At 29.6% G+C, this 22,165-nt stretch carries 21 protein-coding genes and 1 tRNA gene; 18 read left to right on the top strand and 4 right to left on the bottom strand.

Annotated features, from left to right (window positions below):
* The 4 genes from QZ286_RS03725 to QZ286_RS03710 all read left to right on the top strand — a co-directional run.
* Nucleotides 1-1,048 (top strand): Na+/H+ antiporter NhaC family protein (locus QZ286_RS03725; protein WP_291255636.1); only part of this gene is annotated, 1,048 nt, incomplete at its 5' end.
* Nucleotides 1,049-1,184: 136 nt separating this feature from the next.
* The gene (locus QZ286_RS03720) at nt 1,185-2,021 is read left to right on the top strand and encodes a 5'-nucleotidase, lipoprotein e(P4) family (RefSeq protein WP_291255635.1); all 837 of its coding nucleotides are present in this window, start codon (nt 1,185-1,187) and stop codon (nt 2,019-2,021) included.
* Between the two features lie 154 nt (nt 2,022-2,175).
* A complete protein-coding gene (locus QZ286_RS03715; protein ID WP_291255634.1) occupies nt 2,176-2,988 on the top strand; it encodes an EFR1 family ferrodoxin in 813 nt (270 codons plus the stop codon).
* Nucleotides 2,989-3,099: 111 nt separating this feature from the next.
* Entirely contained in the window at nt 3,100-3,447 is a 348-nt protein-coding gene (locus QZ286_RS03710) for a rhodanese-like domain-containing protein (RefSeq protein WP_291255633.1), read from the top strand.
* Between the two features lie 85 nt (nt 3,448-3,532).
* On the opposite strand, the gene QZ286_RS03705 is transcribed toward QZ286_RS03710, so the two are convergent.
* From QZ286_RS03705 to htpX, 3 genes are read right to left on the bottom strand one after another with little or no spacing between them, the layout of a single operon-like run.
* Entirely contained in the window at nt 3,533-4,780 is a 1,248-nt protein-coding gene (locus tag QZ286_RS03705; RefSeq protein WP_291255632.1) for a YihY/virulence factor BrkB family protein, read from the bottom strand.
* Nucleotides 4,781-4,794: 14 nt separating this feature from the next.
* Nucleotides 4,795-5,244 carry a hypothetical protein gene (locus QZ286_RS03700; RefSeq protein ID WP_291255631.1) on the bottom strand — a complete coding sequence of 150 codons (450 nt, stop codon included), beginning with the start codon at nt 5,242-5,244 and terminating at the stop codon, nt 4,795-4,797.
* A gap of 8 nt (nt 5,245-5,252) precedes the next feature.
* A complete protein-coding gene (htpX, locus tag QZ286_RS03695; protein ID WP_291255630.1) occupies nt 5,253-6,098 on the bottom strand; it encodes a zinc metalloprotease HtpX in 846 nt (281 codons plus the stop codon).
* Between the two features lie 247 nt (nt 6,099-6,345).
* On the opposite strand from htpX, the gene aroB reads away from it, so the two are divergent.
* The 8 genes from aroB (at nt 6,346) to QZ286_RS03655 (ending at nt 13,898) form a co-directional block, all read left to right on the top strand.
* Entirely contained in the window at nt 6,346-8,325 is a 1,980-nt protein-coding gene (gene aroB, locus QZ286_RS03690) for a 3-dehydroquinate synthase (protein WP_291255638.1), read from the top strand.
* An 88-nt stretch (nt 8,326-8,413) separates the two neighbouring features.
* The gene (locus QZ286_RS03685; RefSeq protein ID WP_291255629.1) at nt 8,414-8,674 is read left to right on the top strand and encodes a hypothetical protein; all 261 of its coding nucleotides are present in this window, start codon (nt 8,414-8,416) and stop codon (nt 8,672-8,674) included.
* Nucleotides 8,675-8,686: 12 nt separating this feature from the next.
* Nucleotides 8,687-9,715, top strand: coding sequence for a selenide, water dikinase SelD (selD, locus tag QZ286_RS03680; RefSeq protein WP_291255628.1), 1,029 nt, complete (start codon nt 8,687-8,689; stop codon nt 9,713-9,715).
* A 3-nt stretch (nt 9,716-9,718) separates the two neighbouring features.
* A complete protein-coding gene (selA, locus tag QZ286_RS03675; protein WP_291255627.1) occupies nt 9,719-11,080 on the top strand; it encodes an L-seryl-tRNA(Sec) selenium transferase in 1,362 nt (453 codons plus the stop codon).
* Nucleotides 11,081-11,098: 18 nt separating this feature from the next.
* Nucleotides 11,099-12,967, top strand: coding sequence for a selenocysteine-specific translation elongation factor (gene selB / locus QZ286_RS03670; protein WP_291255626.1), 1,869 nt, complete (start codon nt 11,099-11,101; stop codon nt 12,965-12,967).
* Nucleotides 12,968-12,969: 2 nt separating this feature from the next.
* Nucleotides 12,970-13,545, top strand: a complete 576-nt coding sequence (gene yedF, locus QZ286_RS03665) for a sulfurtransferase-like selenium metabolism protein YedF (protein WP_291255625.1) — start codon at nt 12,970-12,972, stop codon at nt 13,543-13,545.
* The gene (locus QZ286_RS03660) at nt 13,545-13,805 is read left to right on the top strand and encodes a DUF3343 domain-containing protein (RefSeq protein WP_291255624.1); all 261 of its coding nucleotides are present in this window, start codon (nt 13,545-13,547) and stop codon (nt 13,803-13,805) included. The genes yedF and QZ286_RS03660 overlap by 1 nt, the downstream gene beginning before the upstream one ends.
* A gap of 1 nt (nt 13,806) precedes the next feature.
* Nucleotides 13,807-13,898: transfer RNA gene (locus QZ286_RS03655), tRNA-Sec, on the top strand.
* A gap of 123 nt (nt 13,899-14,021) precedes the next feature.
* On the opposite strand, the gene QZ286_RS03650 is transcribed toward QZ286_RS03655, so the two are convergent.
* Nucleotides 14,022-14,435: a MarR family winged helix-turn-helix transcriptional regulator gene (locus QZ286_RS03650; RefSeq protein ID WP_291255623.1), complete on the bottom strand. Its 414-nt coding sequence runs from the start codon at nt 14,433-14,435 to the stop codon at nt 14,022-14,024.
* Nucleotides 14,436-14,565: 130 nt separating this feature from the next.
* Here QZ286_RS03650 and QZ286_RS03645 point away from each other — a divergent pair, with 130 nt between their 5' ends.
* The 6 genes from QZ286_RS03645 (at nt 14,566) to QZ286_RS03620 (ending at nt 22,143) form a co-directional block, all read left to right on the top strand.
* Nucleotides 14,566-15,567, top strand: a complete 1,002-nt coding sequence (locus QZ286_RS03645) for a YhdH/YhfP family quinone oxidoreductase (protein ID WP_291255622.1) — start codon at nt 14,566-14,568, stop codon at nt 15,565-15,567.
* A gap of 173 nt (nt 15,568-15,740) precedes the next feature.
* Nucleotides 15,741-17,060: an ATP/GTP-binding protein gene (locus QZ286_RS03640; protein WP_291255621.1), complete on the top strand. Its 1,320-nt coding sequence runs from the start codon at nt 15,741-15,743 to the stop codon at nt 17,058-17,060.
* On the top strand, nt 17,054-17,752 hold the full coding sequence (locus QZ286_RS03635; protein WP_291255620.1) for a hypothetical protein: 699 nt from the start codon (nt 17,054-17,056) through the stop codon (nt 17,750-17,752). The genes QZ286_RS03640 and QZ286_RS03635 overlap by 7 nt, the downstream gene beginning before the upstream one ends.
* Nucleotides 17,753-17,813: 61 nt before the next feature.
* Nucleotides 17,814-19,514 carry a DUF262 domain-containing protein gene (locus QZ286_RS03630; RefSeq protein WP_291255619.1) on the top strand — a complete coding sequence of 567 codons (1,701 nt, stop codon included), beginning with the start codon at nt 17,814-17,816 and terminating at the stop codon, nt 19,512-19,514.
* A gap of 15 nt (nt 19,515-19,529) precedes the next feature.
* Nucleotides 19,530-21,668, top strand: coding sequence for a hypothetical protein (locus QZ286_RS03625; RefSeq protein ID WP_291255618.1), 2,139 nt, complete (start codon nt 19,530-19,532; stop codon nt 21,666-21,668).
* Between the two features lie 4 nt (nt 21,669-21,672).
* Complete coding sequence (locus QZ286_RS03620; RefSeq protein ID WP_291255617.1) at nt 21,673-22,143, top strand: hypothetical protein; 471 nt, start codon at nt 21,673-21,675, stop codon at nt 22,141-22,143.
* Nucleotides 22,144-22,165: the final 22 nt, after the last annotated feature.

The following is a 22,165-nucleotide window of genomic DNA, read 5'->3' as shown; positions in this document are numbered from 1 at the left end:
TATTGTTGGGGGAAATATTATGTTAACTATGGGAGCTATAGCTGGAGGAGCTTGTTTTGGGGATAATATAGGACTTATTTCAGATACTACTATAGTTAGTTCTGGTATCCAAGGTGTTGAAGTTGTTAAAAGAATTAGACATCAAGGATTTTGGTCTGCATTGGTTTTAATCTCTGGTATTATCTGTTTTGGAGTTGCTGGAATAGTTATGGGATTACCTTCAACAGTTGGGGATGGAGCCGCTGCTATCAATAAAATTCCTGCTGAGGTTTGGACAAAACTTGCTGAAGAGAGAGAATCAGCTGTAACTCTATTAAATCAAGTTAGAGATGGGGTTCCAGTTTATATGATAATTCCTCTAATATTAGTTTTAATCTTTGCATTTAGAGGGTATCAGACATTTATATGCTTGTTTATAGGGATAATTTCCTCATACATACTTGGATATTTTGCTGGTACAGTTACTAGTACAAAGGCTTTTCTTGAAGATTTGATACTTGTAGGATTCAAAGGGGCAGGATCTTGGGTTATAGTTATGATGATGTGGGTTTCAGCTTTTGGTGGAATAATGAAATTGATGGATGCATTTAAACCTCTATCTATATTACTTATAAAAATCTCTAAGAATGTAAGACAGCTTATGTTTTGGAATGGAGCTCTATCAGTATTTGGAAATATGGCTCTAGCTGTTGAGATGGCACAAATAGTTACAATAGGACCAATCATTAGAGATTTAGTGGAGAAAAATGTAGAAGGTGCTCCAGAGGATATGGAGGTATTAAGACTTAGAAATGCCACATTCAGTGACGCTATGGGAGTTTTTGGATCTCAATTGATTCCTTGGCACGTATATATTGGATTCTATTTGGGGATAGCTGCTACTGTGTATCCTCTAGAGGAGTTTTCACCAATAGATATTATCCAATACAACTTTATAGCATTCATAGCTGTAATAAGTATGTTACTTCTAACTTTAACAGGTTTTGACAGATTTATTCCTAGATTTGCACTACCTAGAGAGCCAAAAGTTAAATTAAGAAAATTATAATTTTAATGTAAAAATTTGTAATATATTTGACTAAACGAACTGTTTTAGTGGTTAATATATAAAAAATAAAAAATAATTGCTTTTTTCAGACAACTGTTGTATAATTTTATCAAGCCAGATATACAGGAGGAATATGATGAAGAATAAGAAAATTTTATCGTTAATAGCAGGATCTTTAACAGTTTTAGCATTGACAGGTTGTAGTAACGTTTCAGATAAAAATGTTGATAAAGTGACTTTGACTTATGATCAACTATCAGCTAGAGAGAATATGATGGCAACTAACTGGTATCAAACTTCTGGAGAAGCAAAGGCATTATATATCCAAGGATATAATATAGCTACTGAAAGATTAAAAGAGTACTTAAAGAAACCACATAAAAAACCATACTCTATTGTTTTAGACTTAGATGAAACAGTAGTAGATAACAGTCCATATCAAGCAGAGAATGTATTAACAGGTGGAAGTTATAGCTCTGCAACTTGGAATGATTGGGTAAATATGAAAAAAGCTAAGGCAGTTCCAGGAGCAAAAGAGTTTTTACAATTTGCTGATAAGAATGGTGTAAAAATATACTATGTTTCAGATAGAGCAGAGAGTCAATTAGATGCAACTATAGAGAACTTATTAGCTGAGGGAATTCCAGTACAATCTAGAGAGAATGTTCTATTGAAAAATAAAGAGGATAAGAGTGGAAAGGTAAATCGTCGTGAAAAGATAAAAGAGCATACTGATTTAATTATGCTTTTCGGAGATAACCTATCTGACTTTGATGTTTTCTCATCTAAATCAATAGAGGACAGAAACAATAGAGTTGAGGAGTTAGCAAAAGAATTTGGAGATAGATTTATACTATTCCCAAATCCAATGTACGGAGCATTTGAAAGTGCTATTTACAATGGAAGCTTCCCAGGAGCAAAAGAGAAGAGTCAAATAAAAGAACAAACTTTAAGAAGTTACAAAGATATATAGGGAGATTTAAAGAGCTTGCTAAAAACTCTTTAAATAAAACTATAAAAGTATAATACAAAAGGAAAAAAGTTACTTTCAATTATCAATGTTTATTACAGTAATTTTTTTCCTTTTTCTTTATTATTATCTTATAAAACATTTTGTTGGAGGGGTTATGAAAAAGGTTTGGAGTGTTTATTTTAGTGGAACAGGAACTACAGAGAGAGTGGTAAGAGCTTTAGCTACTATGCTTGAAAAGAGATTAGAACTAGAGAGAGGAGAGGTAAACTTTACTTTTAAAAAGAATAGAGAGAAAAAATACAGTTTCTCAAAGGAGGATATAGTAGTTGTAGGAACACCTGTTATAGCGGGAAGAGTACCCAACCTTCTTTTGGAATTTTTAAGATCTCTAGAGGGAGATGGTGCCTTAGCAATTCCTATTGTTATGTTTGGAAATAGAGATTATGATGATGCCTTGATAGAGTTAAAGGATATTTTAGAGGAAGATAGTTTTGTAGTGGTGGGAGCAGGAGCTTTTGTAGGAGAGCACTCTTTCTCAACAAAATTAGGTGCTGGAAGACCAGATAGTTCTGATTTTGAGATTTTGGAGACACTGGGAGAGAGGATAATTGGTAGAGTAAAAGAGAAGAGATATTTGAGTGAAAAGATAGTTGTAAAGGGTGAAAAACCATATAGATGGTACTATCAACCTCGAGATTCCAAAGGAAATCCAATAGATATAAGAAAAGTAAAGCCTAAGACAGATATGGCACTCTGCACAAATTGTGGGTATTGTGCCGAGATATGTCCACTCTCATCAATTGAAAAAGATTCTGTAGATGTAGTTAGTGGAATCTGTATGAAGTGTTGTGCCTGTGTAAAGAGATGTCCTCAGAAAGCTAAATACTTTGATGATGAGAACTTTATCTACCATAAAGAAGAATTGGAATTGGAATATAGTAGAAGAGCTGAGGTTGAAATTTTTTAAAAAATTTAGAAACTCCTACTTGAAGAAAAATAATAGAGATGTTATAATAGTAGAGTAAATTAGTATACTTTATATAGAAGAATATTTTTAAGTATAGGAGTGTTATAAATTATGTTTAATTTATCGTTTAATGTCGATGGAAAAGAGTTATCTTATCAAATTATTACCCAAGAGAAGGCTAAAGAGTTAATGGAGATAAATAGTGACTATATTATATTGGATGTTAGAAGTGATTGGGAGTTTGAGAGTGGACGTATAAAAGGTGCGTTAAATCTACCCAATGAAGATATAGGACACGAAGATATAGAGATGTTGCCAGATAAAGAGAAGATGATGTTTATCTATTGTCGTAGTGGGCATAGAAGTAAACAGGCAGCAAGTAAATTAGCTATATTAGGATATAAAAATATATATGAATTTGGAGGAATTATCACTTGGGATGGTGAGATAGAAAGATAAAACTAACTCAATAGAAATAAAAAAGTTACTCTTATTAGTTAATGCCTATGCAAGACTAATTTAGTAACTTTTTTTTATTTCTTAATTATCTATTTCTTTCAAGATACTCTCTAAAGATAAGTTGAAAATCTTTTTTCTGGACGCACTCCAAGAGTGGTTGTATCTCTTCAAGATTACTAATATTTATACTTTCACCATAATCTTCAAGATGTTTAAATATGGTCTCAAATGAGATATAATCAACATTCTTGATAATTACGTAATTTTTTTCCTCCTTCTCTCCAATCATTCCAACTAATCCATATGAGATAAAGATGTTTAAAATATGAGTTACTACTTCATAAGGTATATTATAAGTTTCAACTATTTCATTGATGGTAAGAGGAGAAAGATTATTGAGATATCTTTTTATCAACTCACTGACTATTATAGTTGCACTATACTCTTTATATTTAAAGCTAATGTTGTCAATGCTCTTGTTGTAGAGGTGTAGCTCTCGATTTTGTAAAAAGTAGCAGAGATGTGAACCGAGAATTATAAAAAACCACATTATTTTTAGCCAAAATAGAAAGATAAAGACAACAGAAAAACTACCATATATCTTATTGTATGTATTTACCATTCCTTGTAGTAGTATAAATAGAGATTGAAAACCAGAGAAAAATAGCGATATGAAGATTGCAGCTATAAAGGCTGGAATAAATCTAACTTGAGTATTTGGAATGAGCATATACATAGCAGTAAAAAATAGAAGAAGTGTAAAAAATGGAACTAAACGAACAAATAAACTGAGTCCCCAGTAGTCCACACCCATTCTGTCACTGATTATTTTTATAACTCCACTTGAGATTACAAGTAGCGTTGGAAAAAGAATAAAAAATGAGATATAGTCAGTGATCTTTCTTAGGAACATTCTAGATTTTTCCACTCTCCAAATGTCATTAAAAGCTTTTTCAATAATAGAAAACATTGAGATAAGAGTCCAACCTAAGAAGAGAAAACCGATACCAGCCAATATCCCAGTTCTAGTATTTTCTAAAAAGTTTTGAGCAAAGGTTATTAGAAGATTGATTGATTCATCATTTAAAGGAGAGTAATCTCTAAGCTTGATAAGCAAGTAATCAGCTATTCCAAACCAAGTCCCTAAGCTAAAAAGTATAGCAAATATAGGAACTAGAGAAAGAATAGTATAGAAACAAAGAGAGGTAACCCAGAGTCCTGAGTTAGCTCTCTTATAACTAGCCAATGCCTTTTTAATGACATTTGTAATATTACTTAGTTTACCTTGGGATATTATCTCTTTATATGAATCTGTGATTGATTTAAATTCCATAATATCCTCCCAATCTAATTTTCTGATATAGGTGTATTTTGTTTCTCTTCTATTTCAGAAAGATCAATCTTCTCTTTAACCTCTTCTACTACAGTATCTATTTTTTTCTCTGGAATATCTTTGTTTCTAAAGTTAAGTTCAAAGTTCTCCTTATCTAATGTATAGATACTAGATAGTGTAGTTGGTGAGTAGAAATAATCTCCAACTCTAACTAATTTTTTTTCACTATTAGAGTCATAGATATAGAATGGATTTTCACTATTCCCCAATGAATCCATAATTTTTTTGTCAATTTGCATAGCTTTAAACTCTTGCTTTCCATCATTTGAAATATATGTTGGTGAAACCTCCATAAGCATAATCAATCTTTCCATTAAGAAGTACTCAGGAATAACTTCAGCTCCCTGTGATTTTGTTGTAAAGAAAGCTAGCATTAGAAAAACACTCATAAAAAACTTTTTCATAAATCCTCCTATTCAAATCTCATATCTTCTAGTTTTTTTATTCTCTCCTCTGTTGAGGGGTGTGTACTAAATAAGTTTGCCATTTTATTTCCAGCTAACGGACTTACAATAAACATATTTTCAGTGGCTGGAGCAGCATTTGGCATAGGGATTCTTCTGCTGTATAGATCCAATTTTCTAAGTGCATTTGCCAAATAAATGGGATTACCACTAACTTTAGCACCAAATCTATCAGCCTTAAACTCTCTAGTTCTTGAGATAGCCATTTGAACTAACATAGCTGCCATAGGTGCAAATATAGCGATACCAATTAGAGCAAGAGGGTTGCTACCTCTATCATCGTCATCTCTACTACCACTGCCAAAGATAGCTGCCCATCTAGCCATACTAGCTAAAAAAGAGATAGCTCCAGCCATAGTAGCAGCAACAGTGCTAATTAAAATATCTCTGTTGTGAACGTGTCCCAATTCGTGTCCAATAACACCTGATAGTTCATTTTCATCAACTAGATCCATAAGTCCTCTAGTTACAGCTACAGCTGCATTTTTAGGATTTCTACCTGTAGCAAAGGCATTGGGTTGAGCCTCATTTATAATATAAACTTTCGGCATAGGTAGGTCGGCACTTCTAGCTAATTTTTCAACTATTTGGTAGAGATAAGTACCTCTCTCCACAGGTTGAGCACCATACATAGATAAAACTATCTTATCACTATACCAATAAGATATAAAGTTCATAACTCCTGCCATAATTAGAGCAATCACAACTCCATTGTGTCCGCCTAAAGCATTTCCAATAAGTAAAAGAATAAATGTTAATGTTCCCATAAGAACAAAAGTTTTTAATGTATTCATATTTAACTCCTAATAATTGATTTATTTTTAATTGATATTATTTTAATAGGTTTTAGATTTTGTCTCCCTCCTCAATGTAATATAAACTTCTCTCTAAGTATATTATACATTATTTTTTTATTTCTTCAATATTTTTAATATTATCATAGAATTATGTCAGCAGTATGTAATTATAAAAGGTTGAAGAGAGAGAGATTTTTAGGTATAATTTATGTATAAAGTTAGCTTTGAAGTTAAGGAGTGGTATATGAAAAGCATAGAGGTAAGAACTTTGGGAGAGAAGTATGAGATACTACTTGGGAGTGGAATAATAGATAGATTAAAGAGTTATTTAAATGGTTATGATAAAATCTTACTTTTAACAAATGAGGAGATTGGAAGAATATACTATAACAGAGTAGTAGCTCAATTAAATGATGAGAGAGTAGTTGGATACTTTATCCCTGAAGGAGAAAAGTATAAAAATTTAGAAACAATATCAAAGATCTATGATTTTATGGCTGAAAAGAATTTTTCAAGAAAATCTTTAATAGTAACTTTAGGTGGAGGAGTAGTCTGTGATATGGGGGGGTTTACTGCTGCAACCTATATGAGAGGAATAGATTTTATTCAGATGCCAACCTCTTTACTAGCTCAAGTAGATGCAAGTATTGGAGGAAAAACAGGTGTGGATCATCCCAGTGGGAAGAATTTGATTGGAGCTTTTAAGCAACCTAAAGCTGTATTGATAGATGTAGAATTTTTAAAAACCCTACCTAAGAAAGAGTTTAGTTCAGGTATGGGAGAGGTAATTAAACACAGTTTAATTTTAGAGAATAAATGGTATCTAGAGTTTTTAGAAAAAAACTCTCAAGATATTTTAAATTTAAAATCAGATAGTTTGATAGAGATGATAAAGAGTTCTTGTGAGATAAAAAAAGAGATTGTAGAGAGAGATGAGTTTGAACAGGGAGACAGAGCCCTTTTAAATCTAGGACACACATATGGTCATACTTTGGAAAAGCTTTTCAACTTTCAAGATATTACTCACGGAGAGGGAGTAGCAAAAGGAGTGATCTTTGAACTGGAACTTTCAAGAGTATTAAATGAAATAGATGAAAATTTTATAGCTAGAGTGAGAAAAGTTTTTCAACTATATGGACTAAATTGTGAGCCAATCTCATATGAGGATGGGATTTTAATTGAAGTTATGAAAAAGGATAAGAAAAACTCCTTTGATAAGATAAACTTTATACTATTTGATAAAAATAAAAAGGTCTATAGAGATAGTGTTGATATTGATACAATTTTAAAGGTGAATAAAAAATTTTCCAACAGATATATAAAAGGTGTAATAGATATTGGAACAAACTCATGTAGACTATTTTTAGCCCAAGTTTATGATGAGGATGAGATGGTTATTGAAAGAGAGATATGTAAAGATGTTGAGATTGTAAAACTGGGTGAAGATGTAAATAGGAATGGATATCTAAAAAAGGAAGCTATAGAGAGAACTGTAAGTTGTCTAAAGGGGTATAAGTTAAAGGCGGATAGTTATGGAGCAAAGAGTTTGATAGCCTTTGCAACTTCAGCTACAAGAGATTCTAAAAATAGAGATGAGTTTTTATCACAGGTAAAAGAGTTTGGAATAGATATAAAGTGTATAGCTGGGGAGAGAGAAGCACAGTTAAATTTTTTAGGAAACTCAATTGTTTTTAAGGATAGAATATTGGTTCTTGATATTGGTGGTGGCAGTACAGAGTTTACTTTGGGAGAGAAGGGAGAGATTAAGTTTGTAAGAAGTATAAATATAGGTGCTGTAAGAGGAACAGAAAAATTCTTCAAAACAGGTGATTACACTTTTGAAAATATTGAAAAATGTAGAGCTTGGATAAGAGAGATGATTGAAGAGGTAAGATTTTTAAGTGAGAGGGAATTTTTGTTGGTTGGGGTAGCAGGAACAGCAACTACTCAGATCTCTGTGGATAAAAAAATGGTAGATTATGATAGCTCTAAAGTGCATATGAGTGAGATAACACTAGAAAAATTAAAGGATAATCTAAAACTGTTTTTATCTAAAAATGGTGAGGAGAGAAAGCAAATTATAGGTTTAGAGCCTAAAAGGGCAGATGTTATAGTGGCTGGAACACTGATTTTGATTGTAATTATGGAAGAGTTAAATCAGAAAAAGTTGGTTGTGTCAGAGTCAGATAACCTAAATGGTGCTATGATAAGTAAAATAGTATAAAATTTTTTGAAAATATTATATATGAGTAGAATTGTTAAAAAAAATATAGTAAAATATATTAGGTAATAAATTATAGTTGGAGGAGAATATGACACCAAGAATAGGAAAAATATTAGATGCTTATAATAGTTTTAATAGCACGACGAGGAAAAGATTAGTAGCGGGAAATTTATATGATTATTTTATGCAAGAGTTTAGAGGTGAACTAGAGTATATCTATAGTTCAGCTACAAAAGAAGAGATAAGAGAAGATGTAAAAGGAATGGCAGATATAATATATAAAGAAGAAGAGAAAGAGAAGAGAGATTTCCTTGTAGGTGTATTAGTTGATATAGTAAAAATGATGTAGGAGAGTGAAAAGTTGGAAAAATTACATTTAGATAGATGTTCAATCGGTGGCTGAGCGAACAAAATAGGACCAGAGGTTCTTTCAGAGATATTACATGATATTCCAAGTGTGGAAGATAAAAATTTAATAGTAGGATTTGAAAAATCAGATGATGCAGCTGTATATAAGTTAACTGATGATATAGCAATAATTCAAACATTGGATTTTTTCACTCCTATGACAGAAGATCCATATATATTTGGGCAGATAGCAGCTGCTAACTCTCTAAGTGATGTATATGCTATGGGAGGGCAACCTAAAACAGCTATGAATATAGTATGTTTTCCAAATAAGATGGATATAAAGATCTTAGGTGAGATATTAAAGGGTGGAGCTGATAAGGTTATGGAATCAGGAGCGGTCCTAAGTGGTGGACACTCTGTACACGATCCAGAGATAAAATATGGACTTTCTGTAACAGGGATAGCACATCCAGATAGAATATTAAAAAATCATGGTTGTGAAAGTGGAGATATCTTGATCTGTACTAAAAAATTGGGAACAGGAATAGTTAGTACTGCTTCAAAGGTTAATCTTGCTAGTAGAGAGGCTATTGATGAATCTTTAAAGCAGATGGTAACACTTAATAAATATGCAGCTGAGATAATTGTAAACTATCCAGTGACAGCTTGTACTGATATAACTGGATTTGGATTTTTAGGTCATGCCTATGAGATGGCAAAGGGATCAGAGAAAACTTTGATTTTTGAAGAGAGCTTTATACCATATATTTCAGAGGCTAAAAATTATGCTAAAGATTTTTTAATTACAACAGGTGGACAACAGAATAGAAACTTTGTAGGAAGAGATATAGAGTTTAATAAGACTCCTCTATGGTTACAGGAGATAATGTTTGATCCACAGACATCAGGAGGGCTTCTATTTTCAGTGAAAAAAGAGTGTGTACCATCCTTGATGAAAGAGTTTGCTGAAAATGGTGTAGAGGGATATATCATTGGTTCAGTTGAGGATAAAAAAGATAAATATATAATAGTGAGGTAAGATATGAGTAATCTTTTTCGTAAACTTCCTAAATTAGATATACTTATGAAAGATACAAAATTAGAAGAGTGTAGGGAAAAGTTAAATTACAATACTTTTTATTCTTTGGTAAAGGAGACAATAGACTCTTTTAGAGAGAATATAAAAAATGGGAAGATTATAGATTTTGAAATAGATGATATTATAGATGAAATTGTAAAAAAATCAAAATTTGCTGGAGTGAACAGATTAAAAAAAGTTATAAATGGAAGTGGAGTAATAATTCACACCAACTTAGGTCGTTCTGTTTTGAATAGAAAAGCTCTAGAGATGTTAGTTGAAGTAGCGGGAAACTATAACAATTTAGAATATGATTTAGAAACAGGAAAGAGAGGACATAGAAACTCTCATGTAGAGGAGTTGATCTGTAAGGTAACAGGAGCTAAGGGAGCCTTAGTGGTAAATAATAATGCAGCAGCTGTAATAATATGTCTAAATGAGTTTGCAAAAGGGAAAAACTCAATTGTTTCTAGAGGTGAATTAGTTGAGATAGGTGGTTCCTTTAGAATTCCAGATATAATGGAGCTTTCAGGTTCAAAATTAAAAGAGGTAGGAACAACGAATAAGACTAAAACTTCAGATTATGAAAAAGCAATAGATGAGGAGACAGCTCTTATTTTAAAAGTACATAGATCAAACTTTAAAATAATGGGATTTACAGATGAGGTTGAAAATAGTGAGATAGCAAGAATAGGAAAAGAGAATGATATTCTTACTATGGAGGATTTAGGTAGTGGAGTTTTGGTAGATTTTTCAAAGTATGGTGTAGTAAAGGAGCCAACTGTACAGGAGAGTATAGCTTCAGGAATTGATATAGTTACAATTAGTGGAGATAAACTTTTAGGTGGGCCTCAGTGTGGGATTATTCTAGCAGAGCCACACCTTATAGATAGATTGAAGAAAAATCAGTATTTAAGAGCATTTAGAGTGGATAAATTTGTACTATCTACATTGGAAAGTACATTGAAATTGTATCTTGATGAGAGAGAGGCTGTTCGTGAAATTCCAACTCTTAGAATGATCACTGAAAATGTAGGAGAGGTTTTAAAAAGAGCAGAAAAACTACATAGTTTGTTGAAAGAGAAGGGTATAGAGAGCCAAATAATAGAGACAAGAGCTAAAATTGGTGGAGGATCTATGCCAGAAGAGACAGTTCCAAGCTATGCTTTAGCTTTTGAAGGGGATCCTGTTCAATTGGAGAGATACTTTAGAACTGGAGATGTAAATATAGTAGGTAGAGTACAGGATAATAACTTTATCTTAGATTTAAAAACTATAAGAGATGAGGATATGGCTACTATTGTAGAGAAAGCTGTAGATAAGTAGATTGATATGGAGGTGTGAATGGGAAGAGATATAGTAATTGGAATGGCTGGACATATTGATCATGGTAAGACAACGGTAATTAAATATCTCACAGGAGTAGATACAGACACACTTCCAGAAGAGAAAAAAAGAGGAATGACAATAGATATAGGATTTTCTAAAATACTTTTAGATAGTGGTAAAAGTGCAAGTATTGTAGATGTTCCGGGACATGAGAAGTTTATAAAAAATATGAGTGCTGGTGTCTCAGGAGTGGATTATCTATTGCTTGTAATAGCTTGTGATGATGGAATAATGCCACAAACTGTTGAACATTTTCAAATTGCCAATATTTTTGGAGTAAAGAGAGGTATGATACTTCTAACCAAAAGAGATATGGTAAGTAGTGAAAGATATGAAGAGGTTAGATCTCAATGTATAGATTTTTTTTCAGATAGCTTTTTAGCAGGGTGTCCAATTTTACCCATTTCCAATAGAGATCTAGAGAGCTATAGAGAGTTGAAAAAGAGAATAGAAATTGAGCTTGAAAAAATAGATCTAGAGGGCAGAGATAGATACTTTAGAATGGATGTAGACAGAGTATTTACAGCAAAGGGTTTTGGTTGTGTAGTTACAGGGACTATAAAAAGTGGATTTGTTAGGATAAATGATACTTTGAACATCTATCCACAAAATAAGGAGATCAGAGTTAAAGGGATTGAGTCTCATAATGAAAAGAGAGAGTATTTAAGAGCTGGAAATAGATGTGCTTTGAATATAGGTGGAGTAGAGAGTGAAGAGGTAAAAAGAGGAGATATCATAGCTAAATCCCTTATAGTCACTGAAAATATAGAGGGTAAAATAACACTTTTAAAAGAGGCGAGTAGGGTAAAAAATAATCAGAGAGTTCGTCTAAATATTGGAACTGAGGAGAGTATTGGAAGGGTACAGATCTATGGACAGAGTTCTATTGAACCTGGAAATAGTGGATTTGTAAGAGTAAATCTAGAAAGAGGAATAGGAGTAAATTTTCAGGATAGAGGAGTTCTTAGAAATTACTCACCAATTACTACTCTAGGTGGAATTGAGATACTGTTCTTTAATTCAGAAAAAATAAGTAGAAGAGATGAGAGATATCTAGAATTTTTAAATCTATTATCAAAGGAAGGACTCAAACATCAGGTGGAAGAGCTTGTAAAAAAAGGTTTTTCACAGGAAAAAATTTCAACTTTTTTGGGAGAGAAGATCTCTTTAGAGGGGTTGTTAGAGGAGAAAAGAGTATATGAATTTGATAAGAAGATTGTTCATAGAGATGAATTTAAAAGAATATTAGCTGGATTAACTGAATTTTTAGAGAAGTTTCACAGAGAGAACTCATTAGAAAAAGGAGTCCTGAGAAGTGAGATAAAAGAGAGATTTTTAAGAGAGTTCACATTGAAAGAGTATATTAGTTTTCTCAATGATATTGAGGTACAGGAAAGGATAGAGCTAAGAGATGAGTATTTAGCTTTGAAAGATTTTAAGATCAGATTAAATAAAGATGAGAAGCTGATGAAGGAGGAGATATTCTCCTATTATAAAAATCAAAAATTTAATCTTTTTCCATACTCATACTATTTAGAGCAAACTAAGAACAGGGATCTCTTTGAAAAGGTACATAGATATATGAAAAATGAAGGCTTTATTGCATATCTAGATGAGGATAAATTCATTTTAAATGGTTTTCTTAAAGAGAGTATAAAGCTGATAGAGAGATATTTTGAGGAAAATGACACTATTGCAGTAAAGGATATGAGAGCTTTATTGAATAGTGATAGAGATAGTGCTATACTTATTTTGAGGGAATTGGATAGGTTGAAAATAACTAAAAACTTAGATGGAGTAAGAGTTTTAAACAATAGGAGGTAGAGATGATAAAGGTAGATGCTATTGGACAAGTATGCCCTGTACCAATTATATTGACAAAAAATGCTTTGAAGGATATAGAAGAGGGGCAGGTAGAGGTATCTGTTGATAACAAAATCTCTTTGGAGAATTTAGAGAAAATGTCTAGAGAGATGGGATATGATTACAGTGTGGAAGAGAGTGGAGAGATCTTTAAAATTGTGATCAATAAGATGAGAGAGAGCATTGAGATAAGAGATGAAGAGGAGAATATAGTTGTTGTAATAGACTCTTTACATATGGGAAAAGGTGATCCAGAATTAGGAAGAATTTTAATGAAGGGATTTATCTATACACTTTCTGAAATGGAAGAGTTACCTAAAACTGTACTTTTCTATAATGAAGGGGTAAAACTTGTAGTTGAAGGAGCAGAGAGTTTACAGGATATAAAAGTTCTAGAGGAGAGAGGTGTAGAGATACTATCTTGTGGAACTTGTTTAAACTTTTATGGAATAACAGAGAGTTTAGGAGTGGGATCTATAACTAATATGTACACTATCCTTGAGAGACAGATGAAGGCTACAAGGGTGATAAAACCATAATGAAAAGTGAAAGATTTTTACTGTTAGCTTCTGACTCTACACATTTTGTTATGAAATTAGAAAAGTACTTGCAAAATTCTGAAATATGTTGTAGAATAATACCGTTGCCGAGTGAAATTAGTGCTGGTTGTGGATTATCAGTAAGAGTTGAGCTTGAAGATCAGGAAAAGGTTGACAATGTACTATTACAGGAGAATATTCAAGTGGATAGATATATTGTAGAGAAGATTGGATTTAAGAAAAAAATAGAAAAAATTTAATGGAAGCGGGAGAAAACTGGTGTTTTCAGCAATCTTCAAAATTGTCGGGTGGCTTAGGTCATTGGTAAGTTCGATTCTTACACGCTTCCGCCAAAAATGATTTTAACTCTCTAGAAATAGAGAGTTTTTTTATCTACTTAAAAAAATTGAAAAATAGATAGTAATAAAAAAAGCAGTTACATTAATTTGGACTGCTTTTTTATTTGAAAACTATATCTATTTATCAATTATATGTAATAAAAGTTTTTTCAATATCTCCTGTTCAGAGTGAGAGAGATCAGATAAAAAATGTGAGTTTAACTCCTCTACAATTCTTTCTACATCAGCTTTTAAACTATTAGCTTTAGCTGTGGGATAGATTAGAATATTTCTTCTATTTGTACTATCAATCTCTCTAGTTATCAACTCGTTTTTCTGCATTCTATCTAGGATTCCAGAGATAGAAGAAGCTTCTAGGTAGAGTGTGCTCCCTATCTGTTTTGGAGTCTGTGGTGTATTTTTCCAAAGACAACTTAAAACTCCATACTGTGCTGGAGTAATTTTTAACTCTTTTAAGCTTTCACTAAAATATTGAAAAACCTTATTTTGTGAAATTGTTAATAGATAATTTATACATTGATTAATTTCCAATGATACCCCCTAGTATATCTTTAAATAATTTTCTTCTATTGACATTATAGCACTATTATGTTAATATTCAAGTATAAAAATAGTTCTTATTAAGAAATATTTTTATTAAGAATTAAGAAGGAGGAATAATATGAAGAGATTTAAAGCTTTGGTTGTTAGAGAAAGTAATGATGAGATTATTCACAATATAGAAGAGATAGGTTTTGAAAATTTAGGACAGGGAGATGTAGTTATAAAGGTTGAATACTCATCTGTAAACTATAAAGATATGTTGGCAGTGAGAAAAAATGGTGGAGTGATAAGAAGTTACCCTATGATACCTGGAATAGATCTAGCTGGAGAGGTAGTTTCATCAAAGAGCCCAAAATTTAAATCAGGAGATAAAGTGTTAGTAACAGGGTTTGAAATAGGAATGACACATACAGGAGGGTATTCTGAATTTGCTTGTGTTCCTGCTGAATGGGTAGTGAAAATTTCTGAGGGTCTTACTACTAAAGAGGTTATGATGATAGGAACAGCTGGATTTACCTCAGCCATTTCAATTATGGCTCTGGAAAAATCTGGAATGTGTGTTGAAAATCAACCTGAAATCTTGGTAACAGGTGCATCTGGTGGAGTTGGAAGTGTAGCTACACAGATTTTAATAAAGAGTGGATATAAGAATATCTCTGTTTTAAGTAAGGAGAGATCAAAAAAATCTGAATTTTTAAATGGATTGGGAGTTAAAAAAGTCTATACTCTTGAAGAGATATCACCAGAGGAGAAGAAAAATAAACCTTTGGGAAAACAGCAGTTTCATTATATTTTAGATACTGTTGGTGGAGATGTAGCTTCTAGATTATTAGCTCATATACACTATGGTGGAAGTATGAGTATGTGTGGAAATGCAGGTGGGATAAAGTTTCAAACAACAGTCTTACCATTTATACTTCGTGGGGTAAATATACTTGGGATAGATTCAGTAAACTATCCAATAGAAAAGAGAGAGTGTATCTGGAATAGATTTGCAAATGAGTGGAATGTACTAGATAAATTAAACTATCAAGAGGTGGAGCTTGACAATATATCTAAAGTGTTTCAGAGCCTTCAAGAGGGAAGTCACACTGGAAGAACAATAGTTAAACTAGGGTAGAGTAAATATAAATTAGTAAGGAGTTTATGAATTAGTAAACTCCTTATTTAAAATTTAGAAAAAATTAGATATTCTCTAAAATTAAAGTTATAATTTGCATTTTTTTTGCAAAAATTAAAGTTAAAGTTGAAGTTTTGTAGGTATTATGTTAAACTTTAATTGAGGTGGTAAAATTGATATTATATATAAGAGGAGAAAATTATCGCTCTATTGGAGAAGGGCAAACTATAAGTTTTGTAGCGAATACAGATAAATCTCACAATGAAAATTTAATAGTGAGAGAAAACTTAAAAGTTTTACCAGTAATTCCAATGTATGGAGGAAATGCAACAGGAAAAACAAATCTATTAAAATTGATTAAAACATTGATAGAGCTAGTTACAGGAAAAATAGAAATAGAATCTGCTTATGAACCTTGTAAGTTTTATACAGATAAAAAAGAAACTATTTTTGAAATTGTTTTTATGGAGAATAATATAAAATATTATTATAAAATATCTTATACAGATACAGAGATAATAGATGAAAATTTATATTACTATCCAAATGGAAAAATTGCTAAAATTTTTGTAAGGGAAAAAGAAAGATTTTCTTTTGGAACAAACTTTGAAAGTGAATTATCTAAATACTCTGAGAATCTTTCTAATTCAGCTTGTTTTTTATTTACTATTTCAAAATTTTTGGGAGAGAAATCAGTAATTCTAAATGAAGTAAATAAATTTTTTAAGGAGAAATTTATATTTATAAATTTAGATAAAGATTCATATACTTTTGAAAAATCAAAGAGACTTTTTCAAATCAAAGAGAATAGAGCACAAATACAAGAGTTTATAGAATATTTCTATAAGCATATGAATACAGGAGCAAGTCAAATTCATTATTCTATGGGAATAAAACTTGACAAGAATAAAACAATAGAACATATTTTAAAGGATAGTGAAGCATTTAATGTTATTTTAAATAAAGTAACAAAAAATTTAGAATTAACTCTTCGTGAAAAAGAGATATTAAATTTACTTTCAATAGAAGAGGATAAAATATATTTAGTCTATGAAACTTCAAAAGGAAAAATTGAAATTCCATTAGAAGAGGAATCAGAGGGAATAAAAAAAATATTTATTTTAGGGATGCCTATTGTTGATGCTCTTTGTAATAATAAAATTATTATTTTTGATGAACTTGAAGTTGGATTTCATCCTTTATTATCGAGAAAAATAATAGAACTTTTTATGACAAAAAAAACAAGAGCACAACTTTTATTTACAACTCACAATACTAATTTATTAGACTTAGAATTATTTAGAAGAGACCAGATATATTTTGCAAGTAGAACTGAAAAAACTTCATTTATGACAGAATTAAAATCTTTAGGAGAAATATCTGGAGTTAGAAAATCAGCAGATATTGAAAAAGCATATTTGGAAGGAAAATATTCTGATGCACCTACTTATGATAAGTTTGATAAAGAGGAGATAGGTGAGATATTATGTTAGATGAGAAAGACCCTTTAGACAGTTTTTTAATAATAGAAAATAATCGTCCAAGTGCTGAAGAATTAGAGAGAATAAAAAAATATTCTGATGAAAATTTAGAAACTATCTCTTCAAAAATTGGATTGAAAGAGAATTTAGATGATGAAGAAAAAAGAAATATAATTGTTAATTTAATAGGAGCTTTAGATTATTATATCCATGAAATAATAATTTGGGGATTGGTTCAAATAACACTCAATAAATTTCCAAAAGGAAAAAATTATGAAAAACAAAAAGTTGAACTAGAATATAGATATATTAAGATGGCTTTTGAAGATAAAGATATTTTTAATGAAGTGGAATTAAAGAAAACTATCATTGAAAATATTAGAAGAAATACTTACCAGAAATGGCAAAGTATTAAAGTTGGTTTAGAGTTAATATTACCAAAAAAGGTTTTAGAAAAAATAAGTGATTTAACTTCTGGAAAAAATGGAGTTGCTATTTTTCAAACTAATAAGTTAGATGAATTAGCAAATAAAAGACATTTAATAGTTCATCATTTTGATAGAGAGTATAGTAATAATTCTTCAAGAAATACTCTTGATATTGATTGCAACGAAAGTTTTATTTTGATAAAAACAGTAATAGATTCTATACATAAAATTATAGTGGAATATGATGAAACTCAACCAGAGAATGAAGATGAATAAAATTATAAAAGTGTGAATCTAAGTAAAATATAAAAATGAATTTAAAATTAGTGGAGGAAAGATGGCAACAACAATAAGTGTAAATAAACAAACAATAGAACAATTTTTATTGAATGCAAGAAGAAAACCATTTGTAATTCCAGAATATCAAAGACCATATAGCTGGACAAATGAACAGATTGATACTCTTTTTAGAGATATTTGGGAATTTACTTCTAATAATGGTGGAACTGAAAATGATGGTACATATTTTTTAGGAAGTATTGTATCTTATGAGAATGAAGATAGAGAACAAGAGATAATAGATGGACAACAAAGAATAACATCATTATTTCTATTACTTAGGGCTATTTATACTAAGTTGACAATAACAGATGAAAAATCTCCTGAAGCTATAAATTTTATTAGTAAGATAGAACCAATAATATGGAGAACTAATAAGTTAACTGGAAAAGTAGATTATGCAAGTATTTTATTAACTTCTAAAGTAATAAGTGATAGTGAAAACGATATTCTTAAAAATATTTTAGAAACTGGTAATATAAGAGAAAAGGCTCAAGATAGTTATTCTGAAAATTATAAACAATTATTAGAGTTACTTGAAGAAAAATCAAAGGAAAATGCTTTGATGATTTACCAATTTATATATGCATTATTAAATCAAGTGATAATATTACCAATTACAGCTGATACTCAAGATACGGCTTTAACTATATTTTCAACCTTAAACGATAGAGGATTACCATTATCAGATGCTGATATTTTTAAAGCTAAAATATATAATAATTTAAATAAAGAAGAGAAACAGAAATTTATTGAAGAGTGGAAGGAATTAGAAGAAGATAGCTTAAGAATATCTGAATCTATACAACAGTTATTTTATTATCACATGTTTTATCAAAGAGCATTAGAAAATGATAAAGCAACGACAACTCCAGGATTAAGAAAATATTATTCAGCTAATAAATTTGAAAGAATATTAAAACCAAATATATTGAATAATTTAAGACAGATTTTAAATTTATGGAAAGTTATTTCAAATAAAGAAACATTAGAAACTGAAAGTTGGAGTCAAAATAGAGAGATATTAAAAATTCTAGATATTTTAATATCATATCCAAATGAATTTTGGAAATATCCAGTAGTAATATATTATTTGAGATATAAGGATAGTGAAGATTTTGAAGATAAATTTTTATCTTTTTTAAGAAAATTATATGTAGAATTATTAAAAAAATATATAGAGATACCTACAATTACAGCAGTAAAATCAAATATATTAAAGTTAAATGTTGAAATTATAAATACTGATAAACCTGTATTTGATTTTAAAGCTTTATCAGAAGATGATATTAGAGAGAAGGTAAAAACTCCACATCGTAATGTAGTGAGAATGTTGTTAAAAACTTTAGCTTATAATATACAAGATGAGTTGTTACCAGAGAAGTGGGAGATAGAACATATACTTCCAGTTAAATGGGAAAATAGTTATGATTTGAGAGAAAATGAAGAGGTGGCTAGAGAAAAGATAGAACATTTAGGGAATAAAACACCTTTTGAGAAGAAATTAAATATAATTGCTACAAATAACTATTTTGCAAAGAAAAAAGATTACTATATAAAATCTAATATCCAAATGACAAAAGAGATAGGAAATCTTAAAATAGATAGATGGGGATTAGACCAGATAGTGGAGAGAGATGTAAGAATAACAGATAAAATTATAGAGATTTTAAAAAGTTGGGATAGAGATTATGAATAAAAAATAGGGGGATATATGGATAAAATAGAAGTTAATTTAAAAAATTGTTATGGAATTAAAAATTTGAAACATGAGTTTGATTTTAAGAAAAAAAATACAATTATCTTGTATGCTCCAAATGGTACAATGAAAACTTCTTTTTCAAATACTTTTAAAGATATTTCTAATGGAATTTTACCAAAAGATAGAATAACAAATGAAAATGGAACTTATGATATAAAAATAAATGGAGTTAATGTAAAAAAGGAAGAAATTTTAGTTGTAGAATCGTTGGATGAAAAATTTGGTTGTAGAAATATTTCTAAACTTTTAGTAAATGATGATTTGAGAAAAAAATATGAAAAATTAACTAAAGAAATAGAAGAAAAGAAAGAAATATTTTTAAAAGAATTAAAACAAATAGCTGGAAATAAGATAGATAAGTCTTTAGAAAAATTTTTTCATAAATCATTAAATGTTAAAGATTTAAAAGAATTGAAAAATAAAAATTTGGAGAAAATAGTTATAGAAAATTTAAATTTTGATTTTGAAGAATTATTTAATGAAAAAACAGAAAAATTATTTAAAACAAAGAAATTTATTGAATCTGTGAATAAATATATAGAGAAATATGATTTTTTATTAGAAAATTCTTTTTTATTTTCAAAAGGAAAAATAAATCATAATAATATTGATAATGTAATTAAAAGTTTAAATGAAAATAATTTTTTTCTATTGAAAAATGAAATTATATTATCTAATAAGAAAAAAGTAGAAAATATAGAAGAGTTTTCTAAAATTTTATTAGAAGAAAAAAATAAGATTTTAAATGATAAAGAAATATTAAAAAGTTTTGATGATATTGATAAACTTTTTTCAAAAAATAATGAACATAGAAAATTAAGAGAAATATTAGAAGAAAATAAAAATTTTATTTTAGAATTAAAAGATATTGAAAAATTTAGGGAAAAAATACTTCAATTTTATTTTGAAAAATGTTCATTAAATTTACAAGAATTAATTAACTCGTATGATCAAAATACAGAAAAAATTAATCAAATCATAAAAAATGCAACAGAAGAAACAACAATTTGGGAAGAAATTTTAAATCTTTATAAAAAAAGATTTATTGTTCCTTTTGATTTAAAAATATCCAATAAAGAAAATAGCTTACTTGGAATAGAAGAACCACAAATTGAATTTTATCATTCAGGAAAAGAAGTTGATGAAACAAATTTGAAAACAATTTTAAGTCAAGGAGAAAAAAGAGCTTTATATTTACTTCAAGTTTTATATGAAATAGAAGCATTAAAAAAAGATTCTCAAAATAAATTAATAATTCTTGATGATATAGCAGACTCTTTTGATTATAAAAATAAATACGCAATAATAGAATACTTATATGATTTATTATTTGAGGAAAAATTTAAAATAATAATATTAACCCATAATTTTGATTTTTATAGAACAGTTGTCAGTAGATTAAATTTAGGTTCAAATAAATTAATGGCTATAAAAAGAGAAAATGAAATTCTTCTAAAAGAAGGACAGTATACTAAAAACTTGTTTGAAGTTTGGAAAGACAAAGTGTTAACTGATAGTAGAATAATGATAGCTTCTATTCCATTTGTTAGAAACCTTATAGAATATATAGATGGAAATAAAGATACAAATTATCTAAAGTTAACAAACTTATTACACTATAAAGAAGCAGAGACAGAGAATATGAAAGTAGATGATTTAATGGAGATTTATAAAAACTTTATTAACGTACTTTCAACAAAGGAAGTAAGTATAGTTAATGACAAAATATTGACGATTCTTTTTGCTGAAATAGAAGAAATTTTAAAAGATGATAATGAAATTTTACTTGAAAATAAAATTTTATTATCTATGGGTTGTAGAATAAAGTGTGAGAAGTATATGATAGATAAAATAAGAAAAAACAATCCAGATTATTTATTGCCTACTGGAAATCAGACAAGAGTTTTATCTAATGAATATAAAAAGCATTATACTGAAAATATTAAAGAGTTGAAATTAATAGAGCAAGTAAATATGATAACTCCAGAAAATATACATATAAATTCTTTTATGTATGAACCATTATTAGATATGAGTTGTGAGCATTTAAAAACATTATATAGAGACTTAAAAACTTTAATAGGAGAGTAATTAAATGGAAAAACTACAAGGAACAAGTATGGACATAGTCCAAGATAACATGGAAAAGTTAAAGCAAATATTCCCAGAGGTATTTACAGAGGGGAAAATAGACTTTGAAGTATTAAAGCAATTACTAGGAGAAAAAATAGAAAATGATAAGGAGAGATATTCTTTTACTTGGAAGGGAAAAACAGAAGCTAGACAGATAGCACAAGATACAAGTACGGGAACATTAAGACCATCAAAAGAAGATTCAAAAGATTGGGAAAATACAGAAAATCTTTATATAGAAGGAGATAATTTAGAAGTTTTAAAACTTTTACAAAAATCTTATCACGGAAAGATAAAAATGATATATATAGATCCACCATATAATACAGGAAAAGATTTTGTTTATAAAGATAATTTTAAAGATAATATAGATAATTATTTAACTATAACAGGACAAAAGTCTGAAAATAGCACGGGGGGGGGTACAAATTAAGTACTAATACAGAATCAAATGG

It is taken from the genome of Fusobacterium sp. (genome assembly GCF_019012925.1).
Lineage (GTDB): Bacteria > Fusobacteriota > Fusobacteriia > Fusobacteriales > Fusobacteriaceae > Fusobacterium_A.
This window is presented reverse-complemented; position numbering and strand designations above follow the sequence as displayed.